Source organism: Nonomuraea sp. MTCD27, from assembly GCF_041950495.1.
GTDB lineage: Bacteria > Actinomycetota > Actinomycetes > Streptosporangiales > Streptosporangiaceae > Nonomuraea.
The window spans coordinates 233,346-251,832 of sequence record NZ_JBGNUW010000004.1; the positions used below are offsets into that span (position 1 = coordinate 233,346).

At 69.3% G+C, this 18,487-nt stretch carries 15 protein-coding genes; 6 read left to right on the forward strand and 9 right to left on the reverse strand.

The window, feature by feature from the left end:
• Positions 1–67: 67 nt before the first annotated feature.
• The 6 genes from ACBJ59_RS13260 to ACBJ59_RS13285 form a co-directional block, all read right to left on the reverse strand.
• On the reverse strand, positions 68–979 hold the full coding sequence (locus tag ACBJ59_RS13260; RefSeq protein ID WP_375110446.1) for an anti-sigma factor family protein: 912 nt from the start codon (positions 977–979) through the stop codon (positions 68–70).
• The gene (gene sigM, locus ACBJ59_RS13265) at positions 969–1,604 is read right to left on the reverse strand and encodes an RNA polymerase sigma factor SigM (RefSeq protein WP_375110447.1); all 636 of its coding nucleotides are present in this window, start codon (positions 1,602–1,604) and stop codon (positions 969–971) included. Before sigM ends, ACBJ59_RS13260 begins: the two co-directional genes overlap by 11 nt.
• A gap of 15 nt (positions 1,605–1,619) precedes the next feature.
• A complete protein-coding gene (locus ACBJ59_RS13270) occupies positions 1,620–3,140 on the reverse strand; it encodes a protein kinase family protein (protein ID WP_375110448.1) in 1,521 nt (506 codons plus the stop codon).
• Between the two features lie 163 nt (positions 3,141–3,303).
• A complete protein-coding gene (gene murJ, locus ACBJ59_RS13275) occupies positions 3,304–4,908 on the reverse strand; it encodes a murein biosynthesis integral membrane protein MurJ (RefSeq protein ID WP_375110449.1) in 1,605 nt (534 codons plus the stop codon).
• A complete protein-coding gene (locus tag ACBJ59_RS13280; RefSeq protein ID WP_375110450.1) occupies positions 4,905–7,001 on the reverse strand; it encodes a DUF6049 family protein in 2,097 nt (698 codons plus the stop codon). The genes murJ and ACBJ59_RS13280 overlap by 4 nt, the downstream gene beginning before the upstream one ends.
• Before the next feature lie 50 nt (positions 7,002–7,051).
• Positions 7,052–7,576, reverse strand: a complete 525-nt coding sequence (locus tag ACBJ59_RS13285; protein WP_364111614.1) for a YbaK/EbsC family protein — start codon at positions 7,574–7,576, stop codon at positions 7,052–7,054.
• A gap of 149 nt (positions 7,577–7,725) precedes the next feature.
• Here ACBJ59_RS13285 and ACBJ59_RS13290 point away from each other — a divergent pair, with 149 nt between their 5' ends.
• Complete coding sequence (locus ACBJ59_RS13290) at positions 7,726–9,126, forward strand: CCA tRNA nucleotidyltransferase (RefSeq protein WP_375110934.1); 1,401 nt, start codon at positions 7,726–7,728, stop codon at positions 9,124–9,126.
• Here the strand turns inward: ACBJ59_RS13290 and ACBJ59_RS13295 are convergent.
• A complete protein-coding gene (locus ACBJ59_RS13295; protein WP_375110451.1) occupies positions 9,106–10,392 on the reverse strand; it encodes an MFS transporter in 1,287 nt (428 codons plus the stop codon). The two genes, ACBJ59_RS13290 and ACBJ59_RS13295, sit on opposite strands and share 21 nt — an antisense overlap.
• Before the next feature lie 105 nt (positions 10,393–10,497).
• Here ACBJ59_RS13295 and idi point away from each other — a divergent pair, with 105 nt between their 5' ends.
• The gene (idi, locus tag ACBJ59_RS13300) at positions 10,498–11,082 is read left to right on the forward strand and encodes an isopentenyl-diphosphate Delta-isomerase (RefSeq protein ID WP_375110452.1); all 585 of its coding nucleotides are present in this window, start codon (positions 10,498–10,500) and stop codon (positions 11,080–11,082) included.
• 21 nt (positions 11,083–11,103) lie between these two features.
• Here the strand turns inward: idi and ACBJ59_RS13305 are convergent, their stop codons facing one another.
• Both ACBJ59_RS13305 and ACBJ59_RS13310 read right to left on the reverse strand, forming a co-directional pair.
• A complete protein-coding gene (locus tag ACBJ59_RS13305; RefSeq protein ID WP_375110453.1) occupies positions 11,104–12,183 on the reverse strand; it encodes an inositol-3-phosphate synthase in 1,080 nt (359 codons plus the stop codon).
• A gap of 13 nt (positions 12,184–12,196) precedes the next feature.
• The gene (locus ACBJ59_RS13310) at positions 12,197–12,787 is read right to left on the reverse strand and encodes a PadR family transcriptional regulator (RefSeq protein WP_364111624.1); all 591 of its coding nucleotides are present in this window, start codon (positions 12,785–12,787) and stop codon (positions 12,197–12,199) included.
• Positions 12,788–12,920: 133 nt separating this feature from the next.
• On the opposite strand from ACBJ59_RS13310, the gene ACBJ59_RS13315 reads away from it, so the two are divergent.
• The 4 genes from ACBJ59_RS13315 to ACBJ59_RS13330 all read left to right on the forward strand — a co-directional run bounded on the left by ACBJ59_RS13315 (position 12,921) and on the right by ACBJ59_RS13330 (position 18,433).
• Positions 12,921–13,307: a DUF5318 family protein gene (locus tag ACBJ59_RS13315; protein ID WP_375110455.1), complete on the forward strand. Its 387-nt coding sequence runs from the start codon at positions 12,921–12,923 to the stop codon at positions 13,305–13,307.
• A 232-nt stretch (positions 13,308–13,539) separates the two neighbouring features.
• Positions 13,540–16,041, forward strand: a complete 2,502-nt coding sequence (locus tag ACBJ59_RS13320; RefSeq protein ID WP_375110456.1) for a transglycosylase domain-containing protein — start codon at positions 13,540–13,542, stop codon at positions 16,039–16,041.
• Positions 16,042–16,049: 8 nt separating this feature from the next.
• Positions 16,050–17,372 carry a glycosyltransferase 87 family protein gene (locus ACBJ59_RS13325; RefSeq protein WP_364111630.1) on the forward strand — a complete coding sequence of 441 codons (1,323 nt, stop codon included), beginning with the start codon at positions 16,050–16,052 and terminating at the stop codon, positions 17,370–17,372.
• Positions 17,369–18,433 carry a mannosyltransferase family protein gene (locus ACBJ59_RS13330; RefSeq protein ID WP_375110457.1) on the forward strand — a complete coding sequence of 355 codons (1,065 nt, stop codon included), beginning with the start codon at positions 17,369–17,371 and terminating at the stop codon, positions 18,431–18,433. Before ACBJ59_RS13325 ends, ACBJ59_RS13330 begins: the two co-directional genes overlap by 4 nt.
• Positions 18,434–18,487 lie beyond the last annotated feature (54 nt).

Below are 18,487 nucleotides of genomic sequence, written 5' to 3' on the forward strand. Positions count from 1 at the left end.
CAACGCTCAACCGACGCCGAGACAAAACGAAAGAGCCCGCCGAAGCGGGCCCTGACGTGGGCTTTCGTTACCAGCGGCCCAGGGTGGGCTTACGCAGGTTCTTGCAGTTGAACGGATCGACGATGTCGATGCGGACCCTCTTGGCGGCCTGCTGCTTCCAGGAGGCGACGATGAGCGCCTCCTGCCCGTTGTACTGCCCCTGGTCCACCGCGAACACGTCGAGCTTGGACCGGTTGGAGACCGCGGTGACGCACTTGGCGACCTGGTCGGCGTCGCCGGAGCCGCCCTGGATGGCGGGCGCGGGAGCCAGGTAGCTCCCCAGCGGCTGCCGCAGCTCCGGGTCGCTGTAGTTGTGGCCGCTGTCCGTCAGCGCGTACGCCCTGGCCTTCAGCGGCGACTTGGCCGGCTCGGACGACTGCGGCTGGGCGACCGGTGGCGCCACGCTCGTGCTGCCGCCGTCACCACCGCTGGCCAGCAGCAAGTTGGCGGAGGCCACGGCCGTGCCGACCACGACGGCTGCCGCCGCGGCCGCGACCGCGGGCATCGCCCACCGGCGTCGCCGCGATGTACGGCTCCTGGCCGGGACGATGGTGCCGTCGTCGGAGACCACGCCCAGGCGCACCGGCTCGTGGACCTCGTCGGAGCCGAGCCGCGCGGGCTCGGGAACCGACCGCTCCCACGGGGCGTCCCGCATGAGCTCATCCCAGTCCGGTGTTTCCGCGAGGCCGACACCCCCGCCCCGCCTGGACTCCGCCTCGGCGGCCAGGGCCTTGTCGATGCGCAGTGCGACACCCATCGGCATTGCCGGAGTGGGGGTCGCTGCCAGCACCTCGCGAACCGCCGCCAGGTCGGCCAGCCGCTCCCCACAGGGGTCGCAGACCGCGAGATGCTCGCGGACCTGGCGCGCCGTGTCGACGTCCAAGAGGTCCTCGGCCAACTCGGCGAGGATCTCAAGATCGTAGTGCGTATCACCCGTCACGAAGTTCTGCTCCCTTCGCGGATGAGACGCGGTTGAGGTCCGTTCGGTTCCGCAGATGCGAAAGAATTGGGGCAAGTTTCGCGCGCCCTCGGGCGCACCGGCTCTTCACCGTGCCGCTCGGCACCTGGAGCACCTGAGCTGCGTCTTCGACTGAATAGCCCATCATGTCCACCAGTACCAACGCTGCCCGCTGGTCGGGGGGCAGCAGCTTGAGAGCAGCCGAAACCTCCATCGAGACCTCGCGCTCGACGGTCTGGTCCGGCAGCGGGGTCTCGCGTTCCGCGGCCTCGATGAGCTCGTCGTCGGCGACCGGGCGGACCGATTTGCGGCGCATCCTGTCGAGGCAGGCGTTGACCACGATCCGGTGCAGCCAGGTGGTTACGGCCGCCTCGCCGCGAAACGTGGCGGCCTTGCGGTATGCGGAGACGAAGGCGTCCTGCACGGCGTCGGCGGCCTCGTCGGGGTCACCGAGCGTACGCAGGGCGACCGCCCACATGCGGTCGCGGTGTCTCTTGACGATTTCGCTGAAGGCGTGTGGATCCCCGTTGATATGCGCGGTGAGCAGCTCGGCGTCTGTGACCGCCGGCCGCTCCGCTGCTGAGGGTGTCTCGGGTGGGGAGTTCACAAGAGAGATTCCTGATTATGCCGATCCGGGAGAGTGCACCACTACCTCATAGATGGTGCCATGAAAAGTGCCTGCATCCGTCGGAACACGCGTAAACCAGATCAAAACGTACTGACCGCTGGTCGCCTGTTCAGGCGTGAGAGTGGTCTTACCTGCGGCGTTCTTCTTGGTCGCCACGGTCTTCAGCGCGCTGAGCTCGGGGGAATCGCCGACCTTGAGCTCGACGGTCGCGCCCTGGGCTTCCGACAGCGTAGCCACCACATCGCTGATCTGCATGGACTTGCCCATGTCGACCAGCAGGCCCACACCGTCCTTGAGGCGGCCCAGGTCGGCGCTGGTGTAGGTCTCGGTCTTCCACAGTGTGCTGGGCTTGCCGTCGATGGCCAGCTTCGCCATGTCGGACTTCTCGTCGCCGTCGCCGAGCGGGTCGAAGCCCTGGGCCTTGTCCGGCTTGACGGACTCCGCGGCGGCCGAGGACGACGCGGAGGACGTGGGGCTGGCGCTGGCCGTCTGGGAGGCGGTCGGGCTGCCCAGGCTGCGGCCGATCGTCCAGGCGCCGACGCCGACGGCGGCGATGACCAGCAGCACCACGAGGGTCATGAGCACCCGGTTGAGCGTGCTGCCGCCACCGCCGTTGGAGACCCGGCGCGGCGGCAAGGGCGGCCGCGGGGGAGAGGAGGACTTCTGCCGGTGGGCGATGTCCAGGCCCTCGGTGTGGGAGGCGGAGGCCACCGCGGGGGTCGAGGGGTAGGAGATCGGGATCGGCATGGGCCTGGCCACGTCGGCCAGCGCCTCGGCGACGTCTGACGGGCTGGCCAGCGCGCTCTGCCCACGGCGGGACTCGGGCAGGCAGGCCCGCACGGTGACCGTGTCGAGATAGCTGGGCACGCCGGCGGTGACCTGCCGGGGCGAGCAGAAGTGGCCGTCGATCATGGGAGCGGCGGGCAGGCCGCCCTCTTCCTCGTCGCCCGGCCAGTGACCGGTGAGCCCGGCGTACAGCAGCCGCCCCAGCCCTTCGGCGTCGTCGAGGGCCGGGTGGTCGGTGGTGAGGCCGTACATCGCCGCGTCCACGGCGACGCCGAGCACCTTGACCGTGTTGCCGGTCGTCCACACCAGGTGGGAGGGGCGCAGGCACAGGTGGTAGAGGTTGGCCTCGTGGGCGTGCGTGAGCGCCTCGGCGGCCTCGGCGACGAGGCCGGCGGCGCGCTCGGGCTCCAGCGGGCCCGAGCTCAGCAGGTCGGTCAGCGACTCGCCGGTGACCCACTCGCTGACGACGTAGGAGGCTTTGTCGTCCTCGGCTGCGTCGAAGACCTGGGTCAGGCGCGGGTCGGTCAGCCTGCTCGCCGCGCGGGCGGCCGTGACGACCTCGTGGACGCGCGGGAAGTCGGGTCCGAAGGTGTGCACCGCCACGGGGCGGGCAAGGATCTCGTCGATGGCTTTCCACAACGTGGCGCCGTCGGACTCGCTGACGCGGTCCTCGAGCCTGAAGCGCTCGGCGAGACGGGTGCCGGGTTCCACGGCCGACGTGCTGCTCACTGGCTCACTCCGCTAGGCCGATCGGGCGTGTTCATGACTCGTCTCACCTGCGTGGTGTCCCACGAAGGCACGCTATGCCGGGTGGATCCGCCCACGCCCCTCCTGCTTCCATTCGCGCGTGTCGGGCTCCATGGTAGTGCCGAGTAGATTCCGCCCGCGTTCTTTACCGACCTACCCGCCTCGCGACCATCCCAACGATCGAGTTGACCTCCGGGATGCGCATTCTGTGGGCTACGCCGAGATAGAGCAACATCCCCAGCCCGCCGCCGATCGCCAGCACGATGATCGAGTTGAGGAAACCGAGCCCGCCGAACACCCCGGTGACCACCCAGACCGCCGCCAGCGCCAGCACCGCCGTGGGCAGTGACGCGATGTACATCCTGGTCAGCGCCATGCCGACGGTCCAGCCGCCCAGCCCCTGGACGCGGCGGCTGGCCAGCCACCAGGCCAGGACCGCGCCGAGCGCGTACGCGATCGCGTACGCCAGGGCCAGCCCCATCACCGCGTACCGGGCCGGCAGCGCCACGTAGAACAGCACCATCAGCATCGCGTTGACCGCCGTGGTGCCCGCCCCGATGAACACCGGGGTGCGGGTGTCGCCGAAGCTGTAGAACACCCGGAGCAGGAGCTGGAACACCGCGAACGGCACCAGCGCCAGCCCGTAGACCTGCAGCACGTTGCCGATGTAGACGGCGTCGGCCACGCTGTTGGCGCCGTGGCCGTAGATCGGCACGGTGATCGCCGGCCCGAGCACCATCAGCAGCAGCGACACGGGCACCATCAGCGAGCAGACGAGCCGGACGCTGGACCCGAACTCGCCGCGCACGTCCCCGAACCGCCCTTCGGCGATCGCCCGGCTCATCCGCGGCAGCATGGCGGTGATCACCGAGACGCCGATGACGCCGTACGGGAGCTGGAAAAGCTGGAACGCCAGCGTGTACGGGCTGATGCCGTGCCCATCGACCACGTTGCCCGCCGAGCTGGCCAGGTTGGTCGTCAGCACGAAGCCGAGCTGCGTGACCACCACGTAGCCGATCGTCCAGACGCCGGCCTTGGCCATCTCGCCCAGCCGCGCGTTGCGCAGGTCGAACCGGGGCACGAAGGAGAACCCGGCCCGCCTGAGCGCCAGGATCAGCACCACCGCCTGGGCCACGATGCCGGCCGTGGTGCCCAGGCCGAGCAGCGCCAGGTCGCCGTCGGTCACCTTGTCGATGTCGCCGCCCGTGCCGATCACGGCGTAGATCACGAACACCACGATGACGACCAGGTTGTTGACCACCGGGGCCCACATGGGGGCGCCGTAGCGGTCGCGGGTGTTGAGGATGGCGCCGGCCACCGCGCCCACGCCGAAGAAGGCGAGCTGCGGCAGGATGAACCGGGCCAGCGTGACCGCGACCTCGAACCTCCTGCTGCCCGCGTCCCAGTCGGTGTAGAGGTCGATCAGCAGCGGGGCGACCAGCGCGGCGGCCGCCGCGACCACGACCAGCGCGACCGTGGAGATCGTCAGCAGCCGCTGCTCGTAGGCCCGGCCGCCGTCCTCGTCGTGCTGCTGGGCGCGCACGATCATCGGCACCACGACGCTGCTCAGCACGCCCAGGAGCAGCAGGTCGAGGATGCTGTAGGGGATCGCGTAGGCCGCGTTGTAGGCGTCGCCCAGCGCCGCCGTGCCGATGGCGTAGGCGAGCACCATCGTCCGCACGAACCCCGTGACCCTGGACACCATGGTGCCCGCCGCCATGATGGCGCTGGCCCGAAGCATGCGGCTCATACGGTCTCACTCTCCCGGTTCCTGGCGGCCCGCGCGACCTTCCGCTCCGACCTGCGCCGCAGCAGCCGCGTGACCACGGCGGCGAGCATCACGGTCAGTGCCGCGCCCACGATCACCAGCGCGATGCCGGTGTAGCCGGTCGTGCGGATGGTCAGCCGCTGCGGCTCGCCGTACGGCTGGCCGTCGGCGGTCTGCAACTGCACGGTCACCGTCGCGTCGCCGCTGATGGAGGCGTTCATCGGCACCTGGACGGTGCCGCTCTGCCCGCCGCCGATCGGCAGCGGCTCCTCCTGCACGAAGTCGACCTGCAGCAGGTCGGGGTTGTTGGACTTGACGTCGATGTAGAGCTCGACGGAGGTGCTCAGCGAGTTCTTCACGCTGATGGGCACCACTCCGTTGCTCCCCGCCAGCGTGCGTGGCCGGTCGGGGCCGGTGATCTGGATCGCGGCGGTCCTGGCGTTGACGGCCGCGCTGACCGTCTTGGTCAGCGCGCGGCCCGCGCGCGTGCTGTTGCGCCAGGCCGAGGAGGTCAGCCGCAGCACCGCCGCGTCGAAGGCGGACTTCGTCTTCACCTCCTTGATCAGCGCGGTGAGCTGCGCCTTCGACCAGGCGTCCTTGACCGGCGCCAGATATTTGCGGGTCAGCTCCTCGCCGCGGTTCTGCTCGGTGTAGGCCAGGCCGGCGCGCGGGACGGACGCCTTGCTCGGCTTGATGGACTCCAGCGTGGTGAGCTGCAGCCACGGCAGTCGGGTGGCGGCCTTCAGCAGGGCGGTGACGAGCGCCGGGTTGGGGTCCCAGCGCCGCGAGGGGGCGACGACCAGCGACCGCGGCCTGGTCTGGCCGGGCTCGGTGGCGATCATCGCGGTCTCGGCGATGAAGCGCTGCGTGCTGAGCAGCACCGACGTGCTGGAGGCCGGCTCGAACAGGCGGCTCAGCTCGGCGTCGGCGACCAGGGCGGTGACGGGGCCGGTCACCGAGTCGAGCCGCGCGGCGGCGTCGGGCGTGGTGGTGACGGGCTGCTGCGGCGGCAGGTTGGTGGAGTTGAGCAGGACGGTGTCGACCTTGCTGACCGAGAGCAGGTCGAGCGCGTCGGCGTCGATCACGCCCGCGGCCGGCCAGTTGACGTTGGTCTTCGCTTTGTCGCTGAGCAGCGCCTTGGCGGTCTGCCCGCCCAGCTCGATCGCCCGGCTGGTCTGCGTGTCCAGCCCCTGGTGGGCCAGCGCCGCGACGTCGGGGTCGGCGTACGGGACCGCGACCACGGGAGAGGAGGCCAGCGCCGTGCGCATGGTCGTCAGCCACTGCGAGGCCGCCGTGCTGGCCGGCTTGGCCTCCTCGGCGTCCTTGGTCTTGACCTTGTAGCCCTTGGTCATCATGTTGAGGTCGTCGAGCAGCGCCGGGTCGACGACCCAGGTGACGCTGCTCGGGGCGGACTGCGCGATGGTCGCCAGGTCGGCCAGGCGCCCCTTGCCGGCCAGCGACTGGCTCAGCTTGTCGTCCACGAACACGGCGTCGTCGGTGGCCCGGTGCGGCTGGTCGATGACGGGCAGCGCGACGGCCAGCTTGTTGCGCGGCGGCTTCGGCACCGTGGCCGGCGCGTACGTCAGGTAGGTGCGCTGGGTCTGCATGGACACGCCGTTGGGCGCCACGTCGACGGCGACCGGGTAGACGCCGAACGAGCGGTAGCCGAGCTGCACGGGGGTCGCGGTGAACTCCCAGCGCGCCGAGGCGCCGGGGGCCAGCGACGCGATCACCGTCGACGAGTTGGAGGAGACGCTGCGCGGCAGGGTCGCGGTGTTCTGGTCGGCCTGGTAGGCGGCCATGGCGGCGCGGTCGGTGAACGGCTGCGCGTCGTAGCGCAGGCGTACGAAGACGTTGTAGAGGGGCGAGCCCGTGTCGTTGCGGAGCGTGCCGGTGAACTTGATCACATCGGTCAGGTTCTTCGGCACCTCCGGCGTGATCGACGTGATCGCCACGGAGAGCGTCTGCCGAGCGGCGGTGCTCGCCTTCGTGGCAGCGGTGCTTGGCGCCGCCGCCACCACCGGGGCGAGCAACGCGACGGACAGCGCGGCGAGCAGCGTGGCCTTACGGATCACGCGGATGCCCGGGCTTGACTACGACGACGCACGCCCGCAATGGTACGGGTTCAGTGCCGTCGCGCGACCGCCCCACGTGATCCTCTCGGGCGCGATCCGCTCAGGTCGACCATCTTGCCTGGCAGGAAGGCCAGCAGGTCGAGCGCACGTATGCACAGGGCCGTGTGCCGCTCGCCGGTGGCGGTGAAGATCGGCTCGGTGTCCATGGACAGCCGATCGTCGATGAGCATCTGGAGCGACTCCGGCAGGAGCAGCGGGCACACCAGCCCGTCGGCGTAGTCGGTGGTCGTGTTGACCACGTGTGCCGGTGCGGGACGTACCTGGCGCGCGCCGAGCAACCCTCCGACGGCTCCCGGCGTGGGCGGCGACGAGACGGGGGAGGTGACCCCGACGACGACCTCGCTGCCGACCCTGGTGGTGACTTCGAGCACCGTGACCATCAGGCACCTCTCGGGTGCTGCGGAGACCGTCTCCGGCAGCTCTTCCGCGCATGTCATGGGACGCGGAAGGCGTACGATCTCATGATGGACCTGGTGTGCGAGGAGCCAGCGGTGGATCGCGAGGGCGTCCTTCATATAGTCCTCCTTGCCTTGTTCCATGGCCCCCGACGGTCCCTTGACCGACGGTAACCCGGACCTGGTGTGGCTCGGGGGATATGTTCCGGAAGCAAAAGGACCGACTGAGTTTGTCCGACTCAACTCTGACCGAAAGCCAGCAGCAGGCCATGACCGACCTGTTCCGCAAGATCGCCCCGGTGGCCGACGAGCTCGGCCGCCTGTTCGCCGCGCAGGGCCACGAGCTGGCCCTGGTCGGCGGGCCCGTGCGCGACCTCCTGCTCGGCCGCATCGGCAATGACCTCGACCTGACCACCGACGCCCGCCCGGAGCGGGTGCTCGAGATCGTCAGGGACTGGGCCGACTCCGTCTGGACGATCGGCATCGACTTCGGCACGGTCGGCCTGCGCAAGGGGAGCTGGCTGATCGAGATCACGACCTACCGGAGCGAGTCCTACGACCCCAAGTCGCGCAAGCCCGAGGTCATGTACGGCGAGACGCTCGAGGCCGACCTGGAGCGGCGCGACTTCGCCGTCAACGCGATGGCGGTACGCCTGCCCGGCCACGAGTTCGTCGACCCGTACGGCGGTCTCGACGACCTGCGCGCCAGGCTGCTGCGCACGCCGGGCACCCCCGAGCGCTCCTTCGACGACGACCCGCTGCGCATGCTGCGGGCCGCGAGGTTCGCCTCGCAGCTCGGCTTCGCCGTGGACGGCAAGGCCCTGGCGGCGATGACCGCGATGGCCGACCGCATCGAGATCGTCTCGGCCGAGCGCATCCGTGACGAGCTCGACAAGCTGATCTGCGGCGCCAACCCGCGCGAGGGCCTGCGGCTGCTGGTGGAGACCGGCCTGGCCGCGCACGTGCTGCCCGAGCTGCCCAAGCTGCGCCTGGAGATCGACGAGCACCACCGCCACAAGGACGTCTACGACCACACGCTGACCGTGCTCGACCAGGCCATCGCGCTGGAGGAGGACGGCAAGCCCGACCGGATCCTGCGCTGGTCGGCGCTCATGCACGACATCGGCAAGCCCAAGACGCGCCGCCACGAGGCCGGGGGGCGGGTCTCGTTCCACCACCACGAGGTGGTCGGGGCGCAGATGACCAAGAAGCGGATGACGGAGCTGAAGTTCCCCAAGGACGTGGTGGCCGACGTCTCCCGCCTGGTCGAGCTGCACCTGCGCTTCCACGGCTACGGCACCGGCGAGTGGACCGACAGCGCCGTGCGCCGCTACGTGCGCGACGCCGGCCACCTGCTGGCCCGGCTGCACAAGCTGACCAGGGCCGACTGCACCACCCGCAACAAGCGCAAGGCGGCGGCGCTGTCGCGTACCTACGACCAGCTCGAGGAGCGCATCGCCCGGCTCGCCGACGAGGAGGAGCTGGCCAAGATCCGCCCCGAGCTCGACGGCAACGAGATCCAGCGGGTGCTCGGGATCGGGCCGGGGCCGGTGGTGGGGCGGGCCTACAAGTTCCTGCTCGACCTCAGGCTCGACAAGGGCATGATCGGCAAGGAGGCGGCCACCGAGGCGCTGCTGGAGTGGGCCAGGTCAAACAGCCTTGGCACGTGACGCCGTAGTGATCATCCGGTAGCCCAGCGCCGCGAGGGGGTAGCCGAGCGAGATGATCGCCACGGCGACGTACGACTTGCCGTCCGCCGGCAGGATGGTCGCCGACAGGGCCGCGGCGAGCACGTACATGCCGTTGAAGAGCATGTCGTAGATCGAGAACGCGCGGCCCCGGTAGATGTCCTCCACGTCGCGCTGGACGGTCGTGTCGGCGCAGATCTTGACGCTCTGCCCGGCCAGCCCCAGCACGAACCCGGCCACCGGGAGGCCCCACTCCTGGAACGGCAGCACCAGCGCCGCCGTCAGGACCCCGGCCCCGGCCAGCGCCATCTGCACCCACCGCTCGATCCCGAACCACTCGGTCGTGTACGGGGTGATGATCACGGCGAGGGCGGTGCCGATGCCGGCGCCGATCACCACCAGGCTGATCCCGCGCAGCGCCGCCTCGGCGTCACCGTCGGTGAAGTAGTAGCGGTAGAGAATGATGCCGAGCGCGGTGGACATGCCGAACAGGAAGCGGTGAGTGGCCATCGCGCCCATCGTCGCGGCGGCCACCCGGTGCCCCACCAGGTGCTTGGCGCCGTCGGTCAGGCCGGTGAGCACGTTGCGCAGGGCCTGGCGCGCCTGCGGCCGGTTCGGATCGGGCCACGGGCCGAGGAGCTGACGGTCCATCGTCCGCGCCACCAGCGCGCTCAGCGTGAACACCACGCCGGACGTGGCCAGCAGCAGCGCCACCCCCAGGTCGCCGCCGCCCAGGACCTCCCGGAGCAGGAACCCCACGCCCGCGCCGATGAACGTGGCCACCGTCCCCGAGGTCGGCGTGACCGCGTTGGCCGCGATCAGCCGCTCGGCGGGCACCACGTGCGGCAGCGAGGCGCCGAGCGCGGCCAGGAAGAACCGGTTGACGCCGAGCACGAGCAGCGCCGCCGCGTAGAACGCCGGATCGGGCACGTCGGCGGCGACCAGCCCGGCGGCCACGAGCAGCAGCAGCCCGCGTACGAAGGGCGCCACCACCAGGATCTGCCGCCTCGACCATCGGTCGATGAAGACGCCGACGAAGGGACCGAGCACGCTGTACGGCAACAGCAGCACGGCCAGGCCGGCGGCGACCTCCAGCGCGGTCGTCTGGTTCTCAGGGCTGAAGAAGGCGAATCCGGTCACGCCGAACTGGAAGATCCCGTCGGAGAACTGGGAGACCAGCCGGGTGCCGAACAGCCGCTTGAAGTCCCTGCCCCGCAGGACGACGCGGAGATCGGCGACAAAAGACACGCCGTCAGCCTAGCTCCGTACCAGTCCTTCAGGATCCGCGGAGGTTGGTGCGGCAGGTGAACAACGGGTTCCGAGCGGTGCCCATGATCTCGTACGCTTCATAGCGTGACGATCGAGGAACACGTTGTGCTGGTTGACCGTGCCGGCCACGCACTCGGCACCGCGCCCAAGACTTCGGTGCACGGCCGGGAAACCCCCCTCCACCTGGCGTTCTCCAGCTACGTCTTCGACCGTGAAGGCCGCGTGCTGCTCACCAGGAGGGCGGATCACAAGATCACTTGGCCGGGTGTCTGGACCAACAGCTGCTGCGGCCATCCGATGCCCGGCGAGCCGCTGGACCAGGCGGTCGTGCGCCGGCTCTCCTACGAGCTGGGGCTCACCGCCGGCGGCGCCGACCTGCTGCTGCCCGCCTTCTCCTACCGCGCCGTCATGGCCAACGGCATCGTGGAGCACGAGCTGTGCCCCGTCTATCGGGTCGTCGTCGACTCGCCCGTCTCGCCCAACCCCGAGGAGGTGGGGGAGACGTGGTGGATGCCGTGGAAGGAGTTCGCCGAGGCGGCGCAGAACGGGCTGCTGGCGATCTCGCCGTGGTGCCGGGAGCAGGTGCCGCTGCTGGCGGAGCTCGGCTGCGACCCGCTCACCTGGCAGCCCGCCTCCCGGGACGAGCTGCCCCCGGCGGCGCGCCTCTGAGGACGCGCCGCCGGCAGGGGGTCAGCGCTCGACCTCACCCCGGATGAACTTCTCGACGTAGTCACGGGCCTCGTCGTCCGAGAACTGCTTCGGCGGCGACTTCATGAAGTAGGAGGAGGCCGACAGGATCGGCCCGCCGGTCCCGCGGTCGAGGGCGATCTTGGCCGCCCGTACCGCGTCGATGATGATCCCCGCCGAGTTGGGCGAGTCCCAGACCTCCAGCTTGTACTCGAGGCTCAGCGGGGTGTCACCGAACGACCGGCCCTCCAGCCGCACGTACGCGAACTTCCGGTCGTCCAGCCACGGCACGTGGTCCGACGGCCCGATGTGCACGTCGGCCTTGCTCATCTCGTGCGGGATCTGCGAGGTGACCGACTGCGTCTTGGAGATCTTCTTCGACTGGAGGCGGGTGCGCTCCAGCATGTTCATGAAGTCCATGTTGCCGCCGAAGTTGAGCTGGTACGTTCGCAGCAGCTCCACCCCGCGGTCCTCGAACAGCTTGGCCATCACCCGGTGCGTGATGGTGGCGCCGACCTGCGACTTGATGTCGTCACCGACGATCGGCACCCCGGCCTGGGTGAACTTCTCCGCCCACACCGGGTCGGAGGCGATGAAGACCGGCAGCGCGTTGACGAACGCCACCTTCGCGTCCAGCGCGCACTGCGCGTAGAAGCGGTCGGCCTCCTCCGAACCCACGGGCAGGTACGACACGAGGACGTCGACCTGGTTGTCACGCAAGACCTGGACCACATCGACGGGTTCCTCGTCGGACTCCTCGATGATCTCCCGGTAGTACTCGCCCAGGCCGTCGAAGGTGTGGCCACGCTGGACCGTCACCCCCGTGGGCGGCACATCCGTGATCTTTATGGTGTTGTTCTCGCTGGCGACGATCGCCTCGGACAGGTCGCGGCCGACCTTCTTGGCGTCCACGTCGAACGCCGCGACGAACTCGAGGTCGCCGACGTGGTAGTCGCCGAACTTCACGTGCATCAGGCCCGGCACCCGTGTCTCCGGGTCGGCGTCCTTGTAGTAGTGAACGCCCTGGACCAGCGACGACGCGCAGTTGCCGACACCGACAATGGCCACGCGAACCGAACCCATCGCACTCGCTCCCTTACTCATCAGTTGACGTGGTATCTCTTTCGGGCCTCTCCTCTGACGAGGCCCGACGCTCTGTTGCGATCAGCTCGTTCAGCCAGCGCACCTCGCGCTCGACGGACTCGAGCCCGTGACGTTGCAGCTCGAGCGTGTAGCTGTCGAGCCGCTCCCTGGTGCGCGCCAGCGCGGTGCGCACCGCGTCGAGGCGCTCCTCCAGCCGGCTGCGGCGGCCCTCGAGGATGCGCAGCCGCACCTCGGCCTCCGTGTGCCGGAAGAAGGCGAAGTGCACGCCGAAGCTCTCGTCCTCCCAGGCGGAGGGACCGGCCTGGGTCAGCATGTCCTGCAGCCGTTCCTTGCCCTCGGCGGTCAGCTTGTAGACGATCTTCGACCTGCCGCCGACGATCGTGGCGGGAGCGGGTTGCTCCTCCGCGATGAGGCCCTGAGCCAGAAGTGATCGCAGACAGGGGTACAGCGACCCGTAGGAGAACGCACGGAACATCCCCAGCAGGGCGTTGAGCCGTTTGCGCAGCTCATAGCCGTGGAGCGGCGTCTCGTGCAGCGACCCGAGCACGGCCAGTTCCAAGACCCTGCCCTGTCCGCTGGCCAATGGAACCGCCCCCTCTCGCGTCGATGTATCGAGCCGATACATCCTGAGGATACGTCGAGTCGCTATATGGCCGCAATCTACGAATCTGCCAAGCCGTTGGGATGAACCCGTAAAACGCCGTAGTCTGGCGCTCATGTGGTCACAGAGAGGGGTGGTGGATTACGGCCTCGCGAAACGGGCGGTGGTCCGATCCCTGCGCGCGGGGTACGCCTCGCGCGGCGACATCTGCGACGCACAGCCCTACCTCCTTCGCGCGGCGCGCCACTTCGGCGAGCCGACCGAACGCCTCTGCCCGGTCTGCGAAAAGGAGAACGTCACCAACGTGACCTATGTCTACGGGGAGTCCCTCGGACGGCATGCCGGTCAGGCAAAGGTCACATCAGAACTCGTCGCCATGGCTCATGATTACGATGAGTTCCGGGTGTACGTTGTCGAGGTCTGCCAAGGTTGTTCCTGGAATCACCTGACGGTTTCGTACGTCCTCGGGAACGGACCGCCTGACCTCGTCGGCCAAGCGTGAAGATCGAGGGCGGCGAGAAACCTCACGCCCAACCGCCGTTTTTGTTCCGACGACGTTGCGAGGACGTGTGAGTAACAGCATGAACGAGGGGACGGCTCGCCCGGGGAGGCGCCGTCGCTCCAGCTCATCCCGTTCTTTGCCCCAGGGTCCAGCACCCCAAACCGGCGAGTCGGGTTGGGGTGCGGCGGCCCCGCCGCGTCGTCCGGAAGCCGCTTATGAGCAGACCGGCGCCATGGCCGCGCAGCCTTATGACCAGCAGCCGCCGAGGCGCGAGGAGCAGCAGCCCGGCCGCACCGAGCGATATCCGGTCCGCCCGGAGCCGCCGCAGCGCCACGCCGAGCAGCCGCCGGCGCGCTCCCGCGCCCGGCAGGACACGAACACGGTGAGTAACCAGGAGACGATCGTTAGCGACGCCCCGCGGCGGTCGCGCCGGCGCGGGCAGGGTGAGCCACCCGTCCCCCCGGGGCCCCCGACGAAGAAGGGCGGCGGCGGCCGGGGCGGCTGGCGCAGATTCGTCCCGAGCTGGAAGATCGTCGTGGTCGGCGTCGTGGTGCTCGCGGCCGGCTTCTTCGGCATGATCATGGTGGCGTACGCCAACACCCCGGTCCCGACCACCGCCCAGGCCGAGGCGACGGCCCAGCAGAGCACCATCTATTTCCGGGACGGCAAGCACGAGATCGCCCAGCTGGGCTTCAAGCGCGAGATCGTGCCCATCTCGAGGATGTCCCAGAACGTCAAGGACGCCGCGGTGGCCATCGAGAACAAGACGTTCTACGAGGACTCCGGCATCTCCATCTCCGGCATGTTCCGCTCCGTGTGGATGACCGCGACCGGGCAGCAGCTCCAGGGCGCCTCCACCATCACCCAGCAGATGGCCCGTAACTACTACGACGGCCTCAGCCAGGAAGTGTCCATCAAGCGGAAGGTCATGGAGATCTTCGTCGCGGTCAAGCTCGACGAGACCCTGACCAAGGACGAGATCCTGGCCAACTACCTCAACACCATCAACTTCGGCCGCGCGTACGGCGTCGAGGCCGCCGCGAAGGCGTACTTCGGCGACAAGGTCACCGCCGCCAAGCTGACCCCCGAGCAGGGCGCCTACCTGGCCGCGCGCATCCAGCAGCCGAACTGGGACCACGACGCCCCCGAGCTCAAGGAACGGTTCAAGACCGTCATCCAGTACATGGCCGAGCAGTGGCCGGAGAAGTACGGCAACCTCCCGCAGACCGCCCAGTTCCCGAAGACCCGCAAGTCCGCCGGCAACAACGAGATGGCCGGCATGAAGGGCTACATGGTCGAGGAGGTCCTGAAGGAGCTGGAGGGGCGCGGCCTGACCCGTGACGAGGTCAGGAGCGGTGGCTACGACATCATCTCGACCTTCGACAGGGAGCTGATGCAGGCCGCGAAGACCGCGGTGAAGAGCACGATGCAGGCCTACAACATGTCCACGGAGTTCCACGCCGGCCTGGCCGCGGTGGACCCGAAGCACGGGCGCGTGCTGGCCTTCTACGGCGGCGACGACTACCTCACCGACCCCTGGAACGAGCCCTTCCAGTCGACCAAGCAGGCCGCGTCGGCGTTCAAGCCGTACGTGCTGGCGGCCTGGCTGCAGGCCGGCTACTCGCTCAAGAGCTACGTGCCGGGCAACCAGACGGTGCCGAAGGAGCTGCCGGGCCAGCAGGAGGGCGGCATCAAGAACAGCCACAACGTCGGCGCGGCCGTGGACGTGATCAAGGCCACCGCCCAGTCGGTCAACACGGCGTTCGTGTCGATGGCGTACGCGCTGCCGAACCAGCTCAAGGACGTCAGGAACCTGGTCGAGGCGGCCGGCTTCAACGAGAAGCGCATGCAGGACGACGTCAAGGTGCACCACTACCAGTTCGCCATCGGCAGCGCGCTGGTGACGCCGGTGGAACAGGCGGCGGGCTACGCCATCTTCGCCAACGGCGGCAAGTACACCCGCTACCACGTGGTCAAGGAAGTCAAGCTGAACGGCAAGCTCGCCTACGGTGAGCAGCTCGCCGCCAAGTCGGTCATCGACCCGGGCGTCGCCGCCGACTCCACGATCGCCATGCAGGAGGTGCTCAAGTCGGGCACCGCGGCGGGCAAGGGCCTGGGCTCCAGGCCGGCCGCCGGCAAGACCGGCACGAACAACGACGAGAAGGAGGCCTGGTTCGTCGGCTACACGCCGCAGATCTCCACCGCCGTCGGGTTCTACCGCGAGCAGTGCGTGACCAAGGCGGGCAAGGTCGTCCCGCCCCAGCACTCCAACTGCCCGAGCAGCCGCAAGGGCAGCAAGAAGTACGGCCCGACCAACCCGTACACCATGCCCAAGGAGGTCTCCCTGGGCTTCGAGGGCGCGGGCCCGCCCACGATCGTGTGGCAGAAGTTCATGCAGCTCGCCCACGAGGGCCTGCCCGTCGAGCAGTTCCCGGACCGGGCCGAGGTCGGCGTGCCGGAGAACATCGTGCCGAGCCCGACGCCCACGCCGACGCCGACGCCGGACGAGAACCCGTTCGACAGCGACAACCCGTTCGACGACGGCACCGACGGCGACTGCCTCATCGGCTGTGACGACAGCGACGCCACCGTTCCCGACGAGGACGTGACCACCGACGACGGCGGCGGCTTCCCGCAGACCGCCGACGACTCGGGGGTCGCGGGCGGCGGCTCCGCGCCCGACCCGAGAACCAGCGGCACGCAGCCGAGGTCCACCAGGCCAGAGGACCAGTGACAAGTCCAGTGACGAGCACTGAGGCACGCGCCCCCTGGGTGGCGCGTGCCGTGCCCTACCTGCCTCTGGGACTGATCGCCGCCCTGGGGGCGAGCCTGGCGTACGTGGTGCGGCTGCCGTGCCGCACCGGCGGGTGGAACGACCAGGTCTCCACCTACACCAACTTCTGTTACACCGACATCTACCCGCTCTACTTCGACCGGGCGCTGGACACCCAGAACCCGTACTTCGCCCAGGTGCCGTTCGACAAGCAGGTCGAGTACCCGGTGGTCCTGGGCGAGGTCATGCAGGTGATCAGCTGGATCGCGCGGGCGCTGACGCCGGACAAGGTCGCGCAGGCGGTCCGGTTCTACGACCTGACGGTGATCCTGCTCGGCATCTGCCTCGTGGTGGGCGTGCTGCTGATGGCCGCGGTGGCGGGGCCGACGCGGCGGTGGGACCCGCTCTGGTACGCCATCTCGCCCGCCGTGGTGCTGGCCGCCTACATCAACTGGGATCTGGTCGCCGGCGCGCTGTCGATGGGCATGCTGCTGGCCTGGAAGCGGCGTCAGCAGGTGCCGGCCGGGGTGCTGCTGGGGCTGGCGATCGCGACCAAGTTCTACCCGCTGATGTTCGTGGGGGCGCTGTTCCTGCTGACGTTGCGCACCGCGCGATGGCGGCCGTTCCTGGTCACGATGGGGTCGGCCGCGGTCGCCTGGCTCGTGGTCAACCTGCCGTTCATGATCTTCGCGTGGGAGGGCTGGAGCAGGTTCTACGTCTTCTCCCAGGAACGCGGGGTGGACTGGGGCTCGGCCTGGCTGTTCTTCCAGACCAAGGGCACGCCGGTCCTGGGCGAGGGCGACGTGAGCACGATGGGCATGGTGTCGCTCGCCCTCCTGTGCCTGGGCATCGCCGTGCTCACGCTGGCCGCGCCGCGCCGGCCCCGGCTGGCGCAGATCTGCTTCCTGGCGCTGGCCGCCTTCATGATCACGAACAAGGTGTGGTCGCCGCAGTTCGTGCTGTGGCTGGTGCCCTTCGCCGTGCTGGCCAGGCCCAACTGGAAGCCGCTGGCGTTGTGGCAGCTCGCCGAGGTCTGGTACTTCGCCGCGATCTGGCTCTACCTGCTCTCCCAGCCGCCGCTCGACCGCGACGACCTGGGCATCGGTGACGACACCTACTTCACCGCCGTCTGGGGCCGGATCATCACGATCGGGATCATGATGGCGTTCGTGGTGCGTGACATCCTGCGTCCCGAGAAGGACGTGGTACGCCAGGCCGACATCGACGACCAGGCGGGTGGCGTGTTCGACGACGCCCCCGACCGGTTCACGCTGGCCTCCGTCACCAAATGATCACCCGCTCGGCCGGCCGGGACGCGCTGCTGCTCTGGTTCGGATCGCGGTTCGGCCTGCTGGTGGCCACGCTGCTCGGCGTGACGCTGGCCGGGTACGCGGACAGGTGGCGCAAGTGGGATGCCACGCTGTTCATCACGATCGCCCAGTACGGCTACGACGGCGAGCCCGGCCGGCCTGTGGACGACGGGCTGCCGGCGTTCTTCCCCGGCCTGCCGATGGCGCTGCGGGTCGTGCACCTCGTGGTGGACGACTGGGCGGCGGCCGGGCTGCTGGTCTCGCTGGTCGCGGGGGCGGTGGCCATGGTGGCCCTGGCCCGGCTGACCGAGCTGGAGGGCGCGAACGGCTGGATGGCCGTGTTGGGGCTGCTGCTGTTCCCGATGGCGGTGTTCCTGTCGGCGGGCTACAGCGAGTCGCTCTTCCTGGCCTTCGCGATCCCGGCGTGGCTGGCCGCCCGGCAGGGGCGCTGGCCGGCGGCGGTGCTGCTGGCCGCGGGGGCGTCGTGCGTGCGGATCACCGGGCTGTTCCTCGCGGCGGCGCTGGTGGTGGAGTTCGTCATGCGGGCGGAGCCGGTGCGGCGGGCCGGGTGGCTGGTCGTGCCGGTGCTGCCGCTGGCCGCGTACTCGTATTACCAGTACGGCCGGACCGGCGACTGGCTGGCCTGGAAGCACGCCCAGGAGGCCGGCTGGGGACGCGACTTCGCCTGGCCCTGGGAGGCGTGGCGGACGACCTGGCGCTCGGCCATGGGCTCCGACGACTTCTCGGTGGCCTTCCGGATGGAGATTGTCGGCGTCGTGGTGGTCGTGGCCGCGCTGGTGTGGCTGCTGGTCCTGCGGCGGTGGAGCGAGGCCGTCTACACCGGCACGCAGGCGGCGGCCCTGATGACGTCGGCCTATTACCTGTCGATCCCGCGCTCGCTGCTGCTGTGGTTTCCGCTGTGGGTGCTGCTCGCCAAGGTCGGGACCAGGAGGGCGTGGGTCTTCGTCCTCTATGCGGCTGTTTCCGGGCCGCTCATGCTGCTGAACGCCCTGAGGTTCCTGGATGGCGCGTGGGCGGGCTGATCTCTATACCCGTTTCCTCGTCTTGGTAATCCAGGGAAGTTATCCACAGGCTGT